This window comes from Agrobacterium cavarae (genome assembly GCF_004310285.1).
Lineage (GTDB): Bacteria > Pseudomonadota > Alphaproteobacteria > Rhizobiales > Rhizobiaceae > Agrobacterium > Agrobacterium cavarae.
This window is the reverse complement of record NZ_SISF01000032.1, coordinates 348,894-363,488: the sequence shown is the minus strand read 5'-3', so window position 1 is coordinate 363,488 and position 14,595 is coordinate 348,894. Positions and strand designations below refer to the sequence as shown.

14 protein-coding genes are annotated in these 14,595 nt (G+C 58.7%); 9 read left to right on the top strand and 5 right to left on the bottom strand.

Going from position 1 to position 14,595, the window contains the following annotated elements:
- Window positions 1–80 precede the first annotated feature (80 nt).
- The 4 genes from cls to EYC79_RS17615 all read left to right on the top strand — a co-directional run bounded on the left by cls (window position 81) and on the right by EYC79_RS17615 (window position 3,806).
- The gene (gene cls, locus EYC79_RS17630; RefSeq protein WP_062444955.1) at window positions 81–1,541 is read left to right on the top strand and encodes a cardiolipin synthase; all 1,461 of its coding nucleotides are present in this window, start codon (window positions 81–83) and stop codon (window positions 1,539–1,541) included.
- 104 nt (window positions 1,542–1,645) lie between these two features.
- Entirely contained in the window at window positions 1,646–2,467 is an 822-nt protein-coding gene (locus EYC79_RS17625; protein WP_112519533.1) for an endonuclease/exonuclease/phosphatase family protein, read from the top strand.
- Between the two features lie 320 nt (window positions 2,468–2,787).
- Window positions 2,788–3,318 (top strand): DUF992 domain-containing protein, encoded by a 531-nt coding sequence (locus tag EYC79_RS17620; RefSeq protein ID WP_130978794.1) that lies wholly within the window; start codon window positions 2,788–2,790, stop codon window positions 3,316–3,318.
- Window positions 3,319–3,419: 101 nt separating this feature from the next.
- Window positions 3,420–3,806, top strand: a complete 387-nt coding sequence (locus tag EYC79_RS17615) for a c-type cytochrome (protein WP_130978793.1) — start codon at window positions 3,420–3,422, stop codon at window positions 3,804–3,806.
- A gap of 8 nt (window positions 3,807–3,814) precedes the next feature.
- Here EYC79_RS17615 and recX read toward each other — a convergent pair whose 3' ends face one another.
- From recX to EYC79_RS17595, 4 genes are all read right to left on the bottom strand, one after another.
- Window positions 3,815–4,360 (bottom strand): recombination regulator RecX, encoded by a 546-nt coding sequence (recX, locus tag EYC79_RS17610; protein WP_130978792.1) that lies wholly within the window; start codon window positions 4,358–4,360, stop codon window positions 3,815–3,817.
- A 1-nt stretch (window position 4,361) separates the two neighbouring features.
- Window positions 4,362–5,609, bottom strand: a complete 1,248-nt coding sequence (locus EYC79_RS17605; RefSeq protein WP_130978791.1) for an adenylate/guanylate cyclase domain-containing protein — start codon at window positions 5,607–5,609, stop codon at window positions 4,362–4,364.
- Between the two features lie 183 nt (window positions 5,610–5,792).
- Window positions 5,793–6,023, bottom strand: coding sequence for a helix-turn-helix domain-containing protein (locus EYC79_RS17600; protein ID WP_062444964.1), 231 nt, complete (start codon window positions 6,021–6,023; stop codon window positions 5,793–5,795).
- A 212-nt stretch (window positions 6,024–6,235) separates the two neighbouring features.
- Window positions 6,236–7,129 carry a helix-turn-helix domain-containing protein gene (locus EYC79_RS17595; RefSeq protein ID WP_205654420.1) on the bottom strand — a complete coding sequence of 298 codons (894 nt, stop codon included), beginning with the start codon at window positions 7,127–7,129 and terminating at the stop codon, window positions 6,236–6,238.
- A gap of 86 nt (window positions 7,130–7,215) precedes the next feature.
- On the opposite strand from EYC79_RS17595, the gene EYC79_RS17590 reads away from it, so the two are divergent.
- The 5 genes from EYC79_RS17590 (at window position 7,216) to EYC79_RS17570 (ending at window position 13,407) form a co-directional block, all read left to right on the top strand.
- Window positions 7,216–8,487 (top strand): ABC transporter substrate-binding protein, encoded by a 1,272-nt coding sequence (locus EYC79_RS17590; protein ID WP_130978789.1) that lies wholly within the window; start codon window positions 7,216–7,218, stop codon window positions 8,485–8,487.
- Between the two features lie 90 nt (window positions 8,488–8,577).
- Complete coding sequence (locus EYC79_RS17585; protein WP_062424569.1) at window positions 8,578–9,438, top strand: carbohydrate ABC transporter permease; 861 nt, start codon at window positions 8,578–8,580, stop codon at window positions 9,436–9,438.
- Window positions 9,435–10,271, top strand: coding sequence for a carbohydrate ABC transporter permease (locus EYC79_RS17580; protein WP_062424008.1), 837 nt, complete (start codon window positions 9,435–9,437; stop codon window positions 10,269–10,271). Before EYC79_RS17585 ends, EYC79_RS17580 begins: the two co-directional genes overlap by 4 nt.
- A gap of 15 nt (window positions 10,272–10,286) precedes the next feature.
- The gene (locus EYC79_RS17575) at window positions 10,287–11,369 is read left to right on the top strand and encodes an ABC transporter ATP-binding protein (RefSeq protein WP_130978788.1); all 1,083 of its coding nucleotides are present in this window, start codon (window positions 10,287–10,289) and stop codon (window positions 11,367–11,369) included.
- A 34-nt stretch (window positions 11,370–11,403) separates the two neighbouring features.
- Entirely contained in the window at window positions 11,404–13,407 is a 2,004-nt protein-coding gene (locus EYC79_RS17570; RefSeq protein ID WP_130978787.1) for an aldo/keto reductase, read from the top strand.
- Between the two features lie 42 nt (window positions 13,408–13,449).
- On the opposite strand, the gene EYC79_RS17565 is transcribed toward EYC79_RS17570, so the two are convergent.
- The gene (locus EYC79_RS17565) at window positions 13,450–14,490 is read right to left on the bottom strand and encodes a LacI family DNA-binding transcriptional regulator (protein ID WP_116492883.1); all 1,041 of its coding nucleotides are present in this window, start codon (window positions 14,488–14,490) and stop codon (window positions 13,450–13,452) included.
- Window positions 14,491–14,595 lie beyond the last annotated feature (105 nt).

The window sequence follows — 14,595 nt, the reverse complement described above, 5'->3', positions numbered from 1 at the left end:
TTGAATTTGATTACAAGTCAGTTGTTTTCTCTCGTGATTCAGGTCGTTGCGGCTTGGCTCTTGATCGCTATATTCAGTTCATGATCGCATTGTTCGAAGCCTACTGGCCCCACGTTCTCGCACTGCTCTCGCTTGTCATGGGGACCGTGGCTGCGGTCCATGCCACAATGACCAAACAGGAAGTACGATCCGCACTCGGTTGGGTGGGCGTGATCGTGCTGTCTCCCATCATCGGCGCGTTGCTCTATGCCATTGCCGGCATCAACCGGATCAGGCGCAGCAACCTTGGGCAACAGCGGTCTTTGATGCATGGGACGATCATGGACCGGGTGGCGCGGTTCGACGCGGACAACGCCCTGGTCGTCGAGCGATTCGGCCGACGCTTTGTGGCGATGAAGACCGTGGGTGACCGAGTGACGCGTGCGGCGCTGACCACAGGCAACACCATCGAGACCCTGTCCGATGGAGACGAGGCCTATGCGGCCATGCTTGACGCCATCGGTCACGCGCGCCGGTCGATCATCCTGGAAACCTATATTCTTGATCACGACCGGATCGGGCTTCGCGTCGTCGCCGCACTCGCCCGCGCCAAAGAACGGGGTGTCGAGGTTCGTGTGTTGGTCGACGCTGTCGGCGCGCGATACTCAGTACCAAGCATCCTCTCCAAACTGCGGCTGGAAGAGATCAAATCCGCGGTCTTCAATGGCAACGTGATCATGGGGCTGCGGCTGCCCTATGCCAATCTGCGCACGCACCGAAAGATCCTGATTGTCGACGGCAAGATCGCCTTTACCGGCGGCATGAATATTCGCGAAGGCTTCACCCGCGAGTTCCATGGAGACAAGCAGTCGCACGACACGCATTTCAAGGTCCAAGGGCCGGTCGTCGCCGATCTTTTCACGGTCGCAGCCGAGGACTGGCGCTTTGCCAGCGGCGAGCGTCTGGACGGACCTGTGTGGGATATCACCATTCCCGATGGCGTTCCCGGTCAGCCGATCCTGATGCGCGCGGTGGCCTCCGGACCGGACAACAGCATCGAGACGAGCCATAAGATGCTGATGGGTGCGTTTTCCATCGCCCGGTCCTCGATCCGCATCATGTCGCCTTACTTCCTGCCGGATCGCGAACTGATCTCCGCCCTGACAACGGCAGCGCGTCGAGGCGTCGCGGTCGACATCATCGTTCCGGCGACAAACAACCTGATGCTGGTCGATCGCGCCATGACGGCACAGTTCGATCAGTTGCTCAGGAGTTACTGCCGTATATGGCGCGCCACCGGCCAATTCAATCACTCCAAGCTTCTGGTGATCGATGATCGCTGGTCCTATGTCGGCTCGTCAAATCTCGATCCGCGTTCGCTTCGATTGAACTTTGAGGTGGATATGGAAGTTCTGGATGAAGGCTTTGCGAACACGGTGTCGGAGCGAATAGGTCTGGCACTCGAGAATGCAACGCCGGTGAAGCTGGAAGAGTTGAGGGCAAGGCCGTTCCTCGTTCGTCTGACGGAACGGATATTGTGGTTGGCCTCGCCTTACCTTTGACATCGGCATCGGGTTGAACCCATGACGCGACCATGCGTCGATTGAAGGAACTAGAGCGTCCCTTGTGCGTCCCAAAGACGCGCGGCGCTTACGACAGGAAAACGATGCGACCGAAAAACGATAGTCTCCCTGCAGTTTTCATCTCGTCGCTGCGCAACCGCAAGAACCGGCGCTGTATAGACGAGGTCTCGATCGAGGAGACCTCTCCGGTCGTGGCCTCCTACAATGTGCACAAATGCATCGGTCGCGACGGCAAGTTTGACCCCGATCGCATATGCAAGGTCATTCACGAACTGCGAGCCGACGTCGTCGCGCTCCAGGAGGCCGATAGTCGATTTGGCGAGCGGACGGGCCTGCTGGATCTCGGGCGGCTCGAACGTGAGTGCGGGCTGACCCCGGTGCAGGTGGCGGGTACCAGCAAGGCGCATGGCTGGCACGGCAATGTCGTGCTGTTCCGCGAAGGCGCGGTCCGCGATGTTCACACGGTCAAACTGCCTGGGTTAGAGCCGCGCGGCGCACTCGTGGTGGAGCTGGACCTGAAGCTCGCGGGAACGCTCCGCATCATCGCCGCGCATTTCGGCCTGCTGCGGCATTCCCGCGCTCAGCAGGCCAAAGCCCTGGTGGAGTTGCTGAACAAGCGAGAAGCGCAGCCAACCGTGTTGATGGGCGATTTGAACGAGTGGCGGCTGGGCAATGGCTCATCGCTCAATACCTTCCGCGAGGCCTTTGGGACCTTGCCGCCCGCGGTGCCGAGTTTTCCCTCCGGGCTTCCTGTTCTTGCGCTCGATCGCATCATCTCCAATCGCGAAGGCATGATCGAGAAGGTTGAAGCCCATGACAGCGCGCTGGCGCGTGTTGCCTCCGATCACCTGCCGCTGAAAGCGACGATCAATACGGATCTTCTCAAGATGTCGGCTGCTGGCTAGATCGCTGCACGCCCCTTCGAACGCGCAAGGATGCGCCCGCTCCGTGACGCTGGGCGCGATGCTTTGCGAACGCCACGTCCAACTCCCAGTCGACACGATAGAGCCGACTGGCGCTTCCCCTCTAAGATGCGGTATCTGGGTGCCATCATCCCGCCCAATTGGACTTCTACTCCATAATCGGTGCTGGGGCGATGGACGAGATTCTCCACTTGCTTGAAGGCTTTGGATCGAATCGTTGGAACCATTTTGGGTGTGCGCAATTGAATGTCCGACAAAGACTTCAGGGCTGTTGGGTCACAGAATAAAACAGGAGAAAACAGATGAAAAAGACTTTTGCCATTACTTTTGCTGCCATGACACTTGGACTGAGCGGTCCGATTAGCGCAGTCGCAGCCGATCTGGCGCCGTACCGCGAAACCTACCAGGACAGCGATGACCGTAATGGCGTTAAGATCGGCTATCTGACCTGCGACGTTGGCGGCGGTGTTGGCTACGTGATCGGTTCGGCCAAGGAACTGGAATGCACGTTCAAGTCCACCATCGGCGCGCGCCGCACCGACAGCTACACGGGCGTCATCCGCAAGATGGGTGTAGACCTCGGCTTCACCACGCAGGGTAAGCTTGTCTGGGCAGTGTTCGCTCCGACCGCCGGCTATCACCGCGGTTCGCTCTCCGGCCTCTACCAGGGCGCAACGGCTGAAGCCACGGTTGGCGTCGGCATCGGCGCGAACGTTCTCGTCGGCGGTACTGCCGGCTCGATCCAGCTGCAGACTGTCAGCGTGACCGGCCAGGTTGGTCTGAACCTTGCTGCGACCGGCACATCCGTGACCCTGACGCCGGCCAACGGCTGATCGGCATCATCGCGGCCACGTCAAAATGCCGCATGAGCAACAATCGCCCTCTTCGCTATATAGCGGGGAGGGCGTTTTCGTTACCGGACCAGAGAAATCCCATGAAGCCAATCTTGTCGCTCGCCGTTCCACTCGTCTTGCTTGTTACGACCGGGGCTTATGCCGATGGTGATCCGGCAGCGGGTGAACGTGCCTTTGGCAAATGCTCGAACTGTCACAACGTCGATACGCCCCGGACGCGTCTCGGACCACACCTGATGGGCGTTGTGGGAAGGCAGGCGGGTTCCGTTGCCGACTATCCGCATTACTCGCAGGCCATGAAGGATGCCGGAGCAGGCGGACTTGTCTGGAATGAAGAGGCGTTACGGGAGTTTCTCTCGAGCCCGAAGAAGAAGGTGCCGGGCACTGCGATGCGTTTTTTCGGCCTCTGGAGTGCAACGGAGATCGACAACATCATCGCCTATCTTAAGACAAAACCGGCTCCCTGAGCCAGTTATCAACGCGAGGCGAGAATGTCTTCCGCCTCATCGAGAGCCATGGAATAGACGCGGCTCGCCAACTCGAAGCTGTAACCGCCTCTGGCAAAAGCCGAGATTTCCTTGTTCATCCGCTTCTCGTCCAACTCGTCTTCACGACGGAACGGCCCAAACCGTCTCTTCCGTGCCAGCACGACGGCCGCATAAAGATCGTCGCTCGCTTCAAGAGCATGTTCTGCAATGTCCTTGCTGACGCCTTTCTGATTGAGCTTCTGCGCGATCGCCCGTTTGGATTTTCCACTGCGCACGGCGGAGCGGGTGGTGATTTCGGCAAAGGCATTATCGTCCAGTGCCTTGATCTCATAGGCAAACCGCACCGCGGAGTCGGCCAAAGCGCGGATCTGTTCTGCGGAGATGTCTTCGAACTTCTCTTTGGCCTTGCGGGAAATAGCATCGAAAAGCTGCCGCTCCGTCATCATCCGTCTTTCTAGACGGTAGATCGTGGAGTTCCTGGCCCATGTCAGCATGCGGCTTGTGGGAGCGGTCTCGGTCGGCTCGTCGCTCATCTCAGGTCTGCGGCGCCTCGTGCGACAGGTTCTTCAAGGAGTAGACCCCCACCGGATGCTCAAGGCCGCGCAGCAGTTGCGGCCCGATACTGTCGAATTCGCTCTTGTTGTCGATCATCGCAACGAAATCTTCGGAGAGCAGAACCTGCCTGCGAACCGTTTTGGTCAGGGTTTCCAGGCGCGAGGCAATATTGACCGCCGGGCCGATCACCGTGAAATCGAGCCGGCTCTTGGAGCCGATATTGCCATACATGACATCGCCGACATGAACGCCGATACCATAGCCGAACGGCTCGTGGCCCTTGTCGATATTGCTGGTGTTCAATTCCTCAAGCGCAGTCTGCGCCTCGCGAATGGCGGCGATGAGGTTTGGTCCTGCATCGGCATTGTTCAACGGAAAGATGGCCAGCAGACCGTCACCCATGAACTTCAAAATTTCGCCGCCGTGCTTCTCGATCGGCTCTGCCAGCGCATCGAAATAGCCGTTCAGCAACTCGATGACATCGTCACGCGGCCAAAGGTCGGAGATGCGCGTAAAGTCGCGCAGGTCGCAGATCATGATCACCGCGCTCACCGTATTGCCGCTACCCCTTCGCGTTGCGCCCTCCAGAATTTCCTGGCTGGCATGCGGGCCGACATAGGTTTCCAGCAATGTGCGGGCCATGCGGTTCTTCAGCCGTATTTCCGAGACGAGAGAGATGGCCGGCACCAGGCTTTTCAACTGCTCGATTTCCGATTCGAGAAATCCGTTCGCACGATCGCTGGCAAAGGTTACCACGTGGCGTTTGCCGAATGTGTGCTCAAGCGGCCAGGCGACATATTCCGTCAGGCCTTCTTCGCGCAAATCCCGGTAGATCTGGTAGTCCGGATCGATAGGACCTGGCAGATAGAGCGCCTGTCGGACCTCGTCTGCGCCCTTGTGGATGTCATAGAGCGGGCTGTTCAGATATTCTGCCGTGGTTTCGCTACCATAGGCATAGGTCGCAAACTCCGCTTCCTTCTCGCCCCGGTTCCACAAGATGCGCGCGCCCCGCCATTGCGGGTGTTGCACGAGAAAATTCATCGATGCCCGCGCAATCGAGATGCCCTGGCTTCTTAGTCGTCCGCACATCTCGACGAAAATATTGTCGATGTAGCGGTTATCGCTCGTCCCAGTCACCAGCCAGTCGAGCACATCGCTTCGCTGGTGTGGCCACAGCGCGTTCTCTTCGACAGGGTTTGGAATATCTACGGTTTCCACAAGAGCCATGTGCTCGCCTCTCCGCCTTTGCGTGATTGAAGAGGCGGCAGCGCTCCCACTTCAATGCAGGGCATTTGGTGCATCATAACGGAAAATGGAAGAGCGGGGAGGATAAGAAATATTGGATATAAAAAGGGCGCCTGCATGCGGCATCCGCCGGCAGGCGCCCTTTTTCGATCTTGAAGGATCGGTTTAGAGAACGGCGGTCAACGGAAGCTGAAGCGCGTTCGCAACGCGTCTCAGTCGCGAGGGATCACTGTCTGCGCCCGTTTCGAGAGCCAGAATTTCTTGCGAGGTCAGCCCGCAGGTCAGAGCCAACTGATCGACCGTATAACCTGCAGCGTTACGCGCCGAGGCGATTTTGCCTGCAAAAGGGGCGCTGGTTTCATGTCCTGTAAAAGGTGTCGAGACGGAAATCGTCATGAATAAATCTCCCTAGAAGAATGGACACTGAATGTGCCGGCGGCGAATGCCGTCGCGTTGAATTGCATGCGACTGCGCTGCAAAGGAGAGATGAATGTTGCAGCGCAGCAGGGAAAATAGTGATCTTTGCCGCGCTTGCAATAGTTAAATCGCGATTAACGAATATGCCTTTGTCAGATTGTCGCACGCCTGCAATGGCGATGTCTGGCAACTCATTGGAAGTAGCCACTGGAGCCGCGGCGAAACCCCGATGGCGGAATGCCGGCAATCTGGCGGAACGCCTTATTGAAGGCACTCACCGAACCAAAGCCGCTTTCCATCGCGATGCTGAGAATATTGTCCTTACCGTTGACGAGCATGGCCTGGGCGCGGGAGAGCCGGAGAAGTGTCAGATATTTCATCAGCGTCATGCCGGTCGACTTGCGAAAGACGTTCATCGCGTATTTTGGGTGCAGGTTCGCCACCCTTGCAATATCCGTCGCATCGATATCCTCCAGAAAATTGGCGGCAATGAAATCGCACATCCGTGCCACGGCAACGGATGCGGCATTGTCCTGACTGGTCGTCTTTGAGGCCGGGGAGGCCGGGGAAATGACATCGTAAGGCTCCATGAACATGCGCTCGACGCGCAGGATCAGTTCTTGGACAGCATTCTCGGCCTTGGCGGTGTCACCCGATTTCGCATAGTCCTGCCATCGGGCGAAGTTCTCATCATCTGCCTTCCCCGTCACCTCCGTCAGCATGGTGGCACCGCCCATCAGCATGGCGGAGACGGCGGGTGGAAGACGCATGCGGAAGAAATGAAAGAGCGGCAGATGCGCGCCGGCGTAGAAGGAATCGTCAGAGGATTCGTCCATCTGATGCGGTTGTCCGCCCCAGAACAGGCACATCTGTCCCGCGCTCATACGGAACGTGTGGTCACCCATGCGATAGTGAACGCTGCCGGACATGACGTAATTCACTTCCACCTGCGCATGCCAGTGGGGCATCAGCATGACGGGTGGGTGGGCGTAGAAAAACTGCAGCGTCGTCGGCCAACCCTCGATGCTGCTCGCACCCGGCTGATAGACGGCTTTTTCCTCGATCTTACTTTTCGACAAATTCACGTTCCCATTTTACGAGACAGATTTCGCCACCCCGCTACTCTGCACATGTTCGCTTAAGAACGGCAATTGAAAAAGGGAGGTTTTCAATGTGCTTTAAAATCACGGGCGTGGCGGTATCGCTTGCCCTGCTTGCGGCTGCACCCGCGTCTGCCCAAACCACCATCACGATCTGGAGCTGGAACGTCGCCGCATCGGCGTTGAAATCTACTTTGGAAGGCTTCAACAAAGCTAACCCGGACATCAAGGTGGATGTCCAGGATCTTGGCAACAACCAGGTTTATGACAAGGCGCTTGCCGCCTGCGCCGCCGGTGGCGAAGGCTTGCCAGATATCGTAACCGTTGAAAACTTTGAGGCGGAAGTCTTCTGGAGCCGTTTCCCGGATTGTTTCACCGATGTAAAGGCACTCGGCTACACGCCTGAAAAGCAGGCGCTTTTTCCCGAATTCAAACGCACCGAACTGGAAGTCGATGGCGTTGCCTACGCCGTTCCGTGGGACTCCGGTCCGGTGGCGGTTTTCTACCGTCGTGACTTTTATGAAAAGGCCGGCGTCGATCCGGCTACCATCAAGACCTGGGACGATTTCATTGCCGCCGGCAAGAAGGTCATGGAGGCCAATCCCGGCGTGGTCATGACGCAAGCCGACTTCAACGGAGACAGCGAATGGTTTCGCATGATCTCCAACGAACAGGGCTGCGGTTACTTTTCGACAGATGGCCAGTCCATCACCATCAATCAGCCGGCCTGCGTTGCGACGCTTGAAAAGCTGAAACAGATGAAGGACGCGGGCATCATCACCGCCGCGATCTGGGATGAAAAGATCCAGGCGAACACCGCCGGCAAGGTCGCAAGCCAGATGTATGGCGGTTGGTATGAAGGCTCGATCCGCTCCGGCTCTCCGGACCTTTCCGGCAAGTGGGGCGTCTATCCGATGCCAAGCCTGACGACAGATGGTCCACGTGCGGCAAACCTTGGCGGCTCGTCGCTCGCCATCAGCTCGGTCTCCCAGAACAAGGAAGCGGCCTGGAAGTTCGTCGATTACGCGCTGACGACGAATGAAGGCCAGGTCATGATGCTGAAGTCGTTCGGTCTCGTTCCGTCGCTTCTGTCCGCCGTCAACGATCCCTTCGTCAAGGAGCCGCAGCCCTATTGGGGCGGCCAGGCCGTGTGGACGGATATTCTGGCGACCCTGCCGAAGATCAAGCCAAGCAGAGGCACGGCCTACCAGTCCGATGCGGAAGGGATCTACCGCGCCGTCCAGACGAAATATCTGGCAGGCGGCTACCCGGACGCCAAGACGGCACTCGATGATGCCGCCAAGCAGATCGAATCCGCAACGGGTCTTCCCGCTGCACAGTGATCTCCCAAGCTGAACCAGAGCCGGGCGCCCCTTGCACGGGGCGCCCGGATAGGCTCAGCCCTCATGCAAATTATCGTTCGGGAGGTGAAGATGCCCATCAGAACCAGGGTCGCCTATGCGTTTCTAGCGCCCTATCTCTTGATCTTCACGACATTCTGGCTCTGGCCGATCATCAACTCGTTTCTGCTGTCGTTCCAAAACACGCGCGTCAATCCATGGCGTTTCGCGCCGACGATGAACTGGGGACGCCTGATCGGCGATCCGGCCTTTTACAATGCGCTCTACAACACGCTGATCATTCTCGTCATCCAGGTGCCGATCATGATCGCACTGGCCACCATCATGGCCGTGCTGCTGAATTCGCCGCTTCTGAAAGCAAGACCGCTTTACCGCTTTGCCTTCTTCGCTCCGGTCGTCGTGGGGGAGGTCGCTTACGCCGCCGTCTTCCGTCTGATGTTCAGTGCCGATTTCGGCATCATCAATAAGATGCTCGTGAATGTCGGTCTCTCGCCCATCTCCTGGTTCGACAATGCAACGGCTGCCATGGCGCTGATCATCATCGCCGTGACGTGGCGCTGGGCAGGCTACAACGCCATCATCATCCTCGCCGGACTGCAATCCATCCCCGGCGACGTCTATGAGGCGGCGCGGCTGGACCGGGTCAGCAAACGCCAGCAGTTTTTCCACATCACGCTGCCGCTTCTCAAGCCCATCATCATCTTTTGCATGGTGCTTTCGGTGATCGGCACGATGCAGCTCTTTACCGAACCGTTCCTCATCACCAATCGCGGCGGTCCGGGTGGCGGCACCGAGACGCTCGGCATCTTCCTTTACCGCCAGGGCTTCACCTCGCTCAACTTCGGCTATGCCTCGGCGATTGCCTACACGATCGCAGCCCTTGCCATCGTCATATCGCTCTTCAATCTCTGGGTCGGGAGGGAGCAGAAATGAGATCGAAATCGAGATCGCTTCTCTGGCAGAAAATCGCGTTGCACGCGGCCCTCACGCCACTTGCGCTGATCTGGCTTTTCCCGCTGTGGATGATGTTTGTCTTCTCGACCATGCCGGATTACGGCATCTTCAGTCCGAATATCGAGCTGATCCCGTCGACGCATTTTATCGAGAACTTCCAGAACCTGCAGGCCGATACCGATTTTCTGCGCGCGATGTTCATCTCGATCACGGTGGCGGTGATCTACACGGTCCTCTCCGTCATGCTGACGTCGATGGCGGGATGGGCCTTGGCGCGCTATCGCTTCGCCGGACGTTCGGTGGTGGTGGCGATCATTATCGGCACGATCACCTTGCCCTATGCGGTCGTCGTCATTCCGCAATTCATCATGGTGGCCCGCGAGTTCAAGCTCGGAAATACATGGGTTGCGCTGATCGTCCCGCCTCTCTTCAACTCGCTCGGGGTACTCTTTATGCGCCAGTCCTTTTCCATGATGCCGGGTGAGCTGTTCGACGCCGCGCGTGTGGAAGGGGTGAAAGAGTGGCAAATCTTTCTGCGCATAGCGCTGCCGCTGGCGCGTCCCACCATGGCCGCTCTTTCGATCATCCTGTTTCTCGCCTCGTGGAACAACTATCTCTGGCCGCTGCTCATTAACTCCCGTCCAGGAATGATGACGGCACCCGTGGCGCTCGGCACGCTGATCGGTCTCACCAAGGTCTCGTGGGGCGGGATCATGGCCGGAGCGGTGCTGCTGACCGCGCCAATCCTCGTCATCTTCGTGGTGTTGCAACGCCACTTCATCGCCGGCATTTCAGCCGGCGCCGTCAAGTAATCCGGGAGGAGCCGCATGGCGGGACTTTCACTTAACAACGTCGTCAAACGCTATGGTTCGCTGGAGGTTATCCACGGCGCGAACCTGGAAATCGAAGATGGCGAATTCGTCGTTTTTGTCGGCCCTTCCGGCTGCGGGAAATCGACCCTGCTTCGCATGATCGCTGGCTTGGAGGATATCTCGGATGGCAAGATCGAGATCGGCGGCAAAGTCGTCAATGATGCCGAGCCAGCCGATCGCGGCATTGCCATGGTCTTCCAGTCCTATGCGCTTTATCCGCATATGACGGTTGAAGAAAATCTGTCCTTCGGCCTTCGCATGAATGGTAATCCTAAGGCGGATACTGAAGCGCGCGTTCGGCGCGCCGCCGAAATCCTGCAGATCAACGAGTTGATGCAGCGCAGGCCAAAGCAGCTCTCCGGCGGTCAGCGGCAGCGTGTTGCCATTGGACGTGCCATCGTGCGCGAACCGCAGGTGTTTCTCTTCGACGAACCGCTCTCCAATCTCGATGCGGAACTGCGTGTCCAGATGCGGGTGGAAATCTCCAAGCTGCACAAGCAGCTCGGCACGACGATGATCTACGTCACCCACGACCAGACGGAAGCCATGACGCTTGCCGACAAGATCGTGGTGCTGCGCGGCGGCAAGATCGAGCAGGTCGGCGCGCCGCTCGATCTCTATGACGATCCCGAAAATCGCTTCGTCGCAGGCTTCGTCGGATCGCCAAAAATGAACTTTCTGCCGGGCAAGGTCGCTCACGAGACCGCTGAAGGCGTGACGATCACCCTGGACCACGCGCCGACCTTCTCATTGACCCTGCCGGTTGCGGCGCGGCCTGGGATCGGCGCGCCCATCACGCTTGGTATTCGCCCGGAGCATTTCGAGGATGCCGGCAAGGCCGCCGATTTGACGGTTGCCGTCGATGTCGCCGAACATCTGGGCAATACCAGCTACGTCTATGCACATCTGGCGGAAAAGTTGCCGTTGATCATCGAGCGCCCCGAATCCCGCCACGTCGGCAAGCTCGACCGGCTTACCGTCTCCGTCCCGGCCAACAAGGCCTTCCTGTTCGATAGCAACGGCACGCGCCTGCGCTAAACCAAATTCACATCCAAAGCAGACGAGGAATATCATGCCCGACCTTCAACCCATCCGCTGGGGCATTATCGGACCCGGCACTATCGCGAAGACCTTTGCCGAGGGTGTTGCCCATTCGACGACCGGCAAGCTCGTGGCGATCGCAACGCGCAATCCGGATCGGCCGGGCCTGAGCGATGGCTTCCCCGGTGCCCGCATCGTCAATGGCTATGACGCGCTGCTCTCCGATGCAGAGATCGATGCGGTCTATATCGCGACCCCACACACAGGCCACGCCGAATGGGCCATCAAGGCGATCCGGGCCGGCAAGCATGTGCTGGTGGAAAAGCCGATTGCGCTCTCCGCCTATGATGCCGATGCCATTTTCCACGAGGCGAAGAAGGCAGGCGTTTTTGCCGGTGAAGCCTATATGTACCGTCTGCATCCGCAGACCGCCAAGATCGTCGAGCTGGTCAAGAGTGGCGCGATTGGCGAGGTGAGGATCATCCGCTCCAGCTTCGGTTTCAGCATGGGCAGCTTCCGCGCCGATCACCGCCTGTTTGCCAATGAGAGTGCTGGCGGCGGCATTCTCGATGTCGGTGGCTATCCGGTTTCTATGGCTAGGTTGATTGCCGGTGCCGTTTCAGGTCAGCCTTTCCTGGAGCCCACCAAGGTTTCCGGCGTCGCGCATCTCGGTCAATCGGGTGTCGATGAATGGGCCTCGGCCGTGCTGAAGTTTCCGAACGAGATCATCGCCGAAGTGTCCTGCTCGATCATGGCGAACCAGGACAACGTGCTGCGCATCATTGGATCGGAAGGCCGCATTGAAGTGCAGGACTTCTGGTTTGCTTCCGGCCATAAGGGTGGGGTCGGCAAGATCGACGTGATCAAGGGCAAGGACCGCCAGACCATTGAGGTTGCCGAAGATCGTTATCTCTACTCCTTCGAGGTGGATGCGGCAGGCGAGGCCATTCGCAACCAGTCCCAGGAATTCGCCTACCCCGGCATGAGCTGGGCCGACACGCTCGGAAATCTGCGGGTCATGGATCAGTGGCGCGCCTCGGTTGGACTCGAATATGGCGTGGAGAGTGCGTCCAAGCGCGTTCTCAACATTGCAGGCGGCAAGGTTGCGCCGGGCAATTCCGTACCGAAGCGTCAGATTCCAGGCGTCGCCAAGCCCGCATCGGTCGTGGCGCTCGGTTTCGAGTTCTTCCCGAACTTTGCTTCCGCATCGCTCACCCTCGACAGCTTCTATGAGGCCGGCGGCAATCTCTTCGACACCGCCTTCGTCTATGGCGGCGGCAAGACGGAAGCGATTTTTGGCGACTGGCACACCAGCCGCAACGTCCCGCGCGAAGAGATCGTGCTGATCGGCAAAGGCGCGCATTCGCCGCTTTGCTATCCCGATGTGATTGCCAAGCAGCTCGACCAGTCTCTGAACCGGCTGAAGACGGATTATGTCGATATCTATTTCATGCACCGCGACAATACCGATGTGCCTGTCGGTGAGTTCGTCGATGCAATGGATGCCGAAGTAAAGCGCGGGCGCATTCGCGGCATTTTTGGCGGTTCGAACTGGACGCGCCAGCGCATGGACGAGGCAAACGCCTATGCTGAGAAGACCGGCAAGACCGCGCCGGGCGCGCTTTCCAACAATTTCTCGCTGGCCGAAATGCTGGACCCGATCTGGGCCGGATGTGTCGCAGCCTCCGACGAGCCTTGGAAAGAATGGGCGAAAGAGCGCCAGATCCCGAACTTTGCCTGGTCCAGCCAAGGCCGAGGCTTCTTCACCGACAGGGCAGGCCGCGACAAGCGGGACGATGAGGAGATCGTGCGCGTCTGGTACTCCGAGCGCAATTTCGAGCGCCGCGACCGGGCAATCGAGCTTGCCAAGGAGCTTGGCCGACACCCGATCCACATCGCGCTTGCCTATGTGATCGCCCAGCCGTTCCCCGTCATTCCGCTGATCGGCCCGCGCACCATTGCCGAGCTGGAAGACAGCCTGTCGGCGCTCGATATCAAGCTCACGCCTGAGCAGGTGCGCTGGCTGGAAGCTTGATTGATCATAAATATCCGGCCGCGGAAACTGCGCGGCCGGATGTCACCTGGATTGCAGGTTCGTGATATCGCTGTCGCCCGGAATGAGCTGCATCGGCCAGACGATGTGCTTGGGCTGTTGCGGATAGAAGCTGCTATAGGCCGGCATGGTCGATAGCAGGGTCTTGCCGACGGAGACGCCGAGATCGCGCAGCGACATGCGGAAACTCGTCAGTCTCGGCTCGAGAAACTGGCCGCTCGGGCCCTCGCGAAAGCCGATGACAGCGAGATCCTGTCCAGCGCGAAGTTTCACCTCTGCAAGGCGTCGGTAGAGACCGATCGCCATCAACTCGTAAATCAGGATCAGGGCTGTGGGGCGTGGCCGCATCTGCAGCCACTCGCTTGCCGCGTGATAGCCACCCTGTTCGCTGGACCTGGCGCGAATGATGAGTTTTTCGTCATAGGGGAGAGACGCGTCCTCCAGACCCTTGCGATAGCCTTCCAGGAAGATATAGCCAAGATTGATGTCGGTGTCGGGTGCTGCAACGGCAATCGAACGGTGACCGGCGGCCGCAAGGCGAGCCACGGCGGTTCTTGCCACACCTTCGAAATCGAGATCGATCCAGGCGTGATCGGTGCTGGAACCCGTTCGCCCCAGGGTGACGAAGGGCAGGCGCGTCTGCTTGAGGAAGTCGACGCGCTTGTCGATCCGGCTGGTGGACGAAATGACCATCGCATCCACCATGCGCCTTGCCACCATGCGCTTCAAATACTCGTCGGGATCCTCTTCCGCAGGACAAGGCAGGACGATGAGGTCGAGATTGTGGGTCGAGAAAACACTCTGCAAGCCATCCGTCACGCCCAGGAAAAAGTTGTCGGCGTTTTCGACCGCTTGCGTGTCGGACCCGGTCATCAGGCCGATGACGTTGGTGGCACCCTGTCGCAGGCTGCGCCCGGACTGGTTTGCGACGTAGCCCAGCTTTTCTGCCGCCTCCAACACTCTGCGACGGGTATCGTCGTTCACATCCGGCTTGCCATTCAAGGCGCGGGATACGGTGCCGATGGAGATGTCCAGATAGTCTGCGAGCTGGCGGATACCCTTCATGCATGTCCTCCCGGCTCCAAACCAGAGAAGCCCTTCACTACGGTCTTGACACATCTAGCACCTTAAGCATAGTCTCGTAAACGTTTACGAAAGCTGGTTCCGCAA

Coding starts and splice junctions, on each gene's coding strand:
- cls (WP_062444955.1), top strand. CDS start 81: ATGATCGCATTGTTCGAAGCCTACTGGCCCCACGTTCTCGCACTGCTC.
- EYC79_RS17590 (WP_130978789.1), top strand. CDS start 7,216: ATGTGCTTTAAAATCACGGGCGTGGCGGTATCGCTTGCCCTGCTTGCG.
- EYC79_RS17625 (WP_112519533.1), top strand. CDS start 1,646: ATGCGACCGAAAAACGATAGTCTCCCTGCAGTTTTCATCTCGTCGCTG.
- EYC79_RS17605 (WP_130978791.1), bottom strand. CDS start 5,609: ATGGCTCTTGTGGAAACCGTAGATATTCCAAACCCTGTCGAAGAGAAC.
- EYC79_RS17570 (WP_130978787.1), top strand. CDS start 11,404: ATGCCCGACCTTCAACCCATCCGCTGGGGCATTATCGGACCCGGCACT.
- EYC79_RS17620 (WP_130978794.1), top strand. CDS start 2,788: ATGAAAAAGACTTTTGCCATTACTTTTGCTGCCATGACACTTGGACTG.
- recX (WP_130978792.1), bottom strand. CDS start 4,360: ATGAGCGACGAGCCGACCGAGACCGCTCCCACAAGCCGCATGCTGACA.
- EYC79_RS17585 (WP_062424569.1), top strand. CDS start 8,578: ATGCCCATCAGAACCAGGGTCGCCTATGCGTTTCTAGCGCCCTATCTC.
- EYC79_RS17600 (WP_062444964.1), bottom strand. CDS start 6,023: ATGACGATTTCCGTCTCGACACCTTTTACAGGACATGAAACCAGCGCC.
- EYC79_RS17615 (WP_130978793.1), top strand. CDS start 3,420: ATGAAGCCAATCTTGTCGCTCGCCGTTCCACTCGTCTTGCTTGTTACG.
- EYC79_RS17580 (WP_062424008.1), top strand. CDS start 9,435: ATGAGATCGAAATCGAGATCGCTTCTCTGGCAGAAAATCGCGTTGCAC.
- EYC79_RS17565 (WP_116492883.1), bottom strand. CDS start 14,490: ATGAAGGGTATCCGCCAGCTCGCAGACTATCTGGACATCTCCATCGGC.
- EYC79_RS17575 (WP_130978788.1), top strand. CDS start 10,287: ATGGCGGGACTTTCACTTAACAACGTCGTCAAACGCTATGGTTCGCTG.